General features: G+C 67.4%; 1 protein-coding gene. It reads left to right on the forward strand.

Going from position 1 to position 1224, the window contains the following annotated elements; genetic code table 11:
* Positions 1–945: Ig-like domain-containing protein (locus BR31_RS32525; RefSeq protein WP_037178371.1), on the forward strand; the 945-nt coding region annotated here is incomplete at its 5' end.
* Positions 946–1224 lie beyond the last annotated feature (279 nt).

Consider the following 1224-nt stretch of genomic DNA (forward strand, 5'->3'; position numbering starts at 1 on the left):
AAGATCGACTGGGTCAAGGACCACCACCCCAACTGCCTGACCTACGTCAACGACTCGGCCACGATGAACGGCACACCGGTCGAGCCCTACCTCGACATCAAGCCCGACTACGTCATCGGCGACTTCAACGCGGGCCCCTTCATCGCCAACCCGGTGAAAATCAGTGGGGACAACGGGGCGAATCCCGCCGTCCTCACCGTCAAATACAAGGTCGGCGAGAACTGCACCCGCGGCATCGCCATCAGCACCGGCATGAGCTACGGCGGAAACCGCGGCACTGGTACCTACACCACCCAGGGTCCCTCCCTCACCGTCTCCAAGGGCAGCAGCGGCACCACCCTGAACCCGATCACCGGAGCCACCGTCGGCAGGTCCACGGCGCTTATCGCGAAGATCACCCCGGCAGCAGCAGGCGGCACCGTCACCTTCAAGGAAGACAACAGGGTCATCAGCACGATCTATGTCACCGCCGACGGCACCGCCACCGCCCAGTGGGTCCCCGCCACCGCCGGCCAGCACACCATCACCGCCGACTTCTCCGGACAGGGCTCCACCGTCGGATCCCGCGCCACCGCCACCGTGACCGTCGCCCCCGCCGGTGGCACCTCCACCGCCTCCACCACCACCCTCAACCCGGTCACCGGAGCCGTCGCAGACAAGGCGAGCACGCTGAAGGCGAAGGTCACCCCCGCAGCAGCAGGCGGCACCGTCGAATTCAAGGACGGCACCACCGTCCTCGGCACCGCACAGGTCAGCGCCAACGGCGAAGCCACCTACCAGTGGACCCCCACCACCGACGGTCAGCACACCATCACCGCCACCTTCTCCGGCCGCACCGGCGTCGATGGCTCCACCACCACCCAACAGGTCACCGTCGCAAAGGCCGGCAGCAACCCCGGCCCCGCAGGCAGCCTCGACTCCCTCCTCGGCGGCTTCGGCTCCTAAGCGGGAACCACCCCTGACACCGGGCTCCGGCGCACCTGCCGCGCCGGAGCCCGGTCACCACAACCCGCGGCGACGCTCATGGCCGCACCAAATGAAGGACCCCCCATGGCACATCGAGCAGTCACCCGCATCGTCGCCGCCGGCGCCACCACCGCCTTCGCCGTCGGAACACTTGCCCTGTTGAGCACCGGCATAGCCAACGCAGACTCCAGAAAAATCGAGTGGTGGGACGGGAACACCCACTTCTTCCGCACCATCAGCAACGAAACCCCCGCCGTC

It is taken from the genome of Rhodococcus sp. UNC363MFTsu5.1, from assembly GCF_000686785.1.
Lineage (GTDB): Bacteria > Actinomycetota > Actinomycetes > Mycobacteriales > Mycobacteriaceae > Rhodococcus_G > Rhodococcus_G maanshanensis.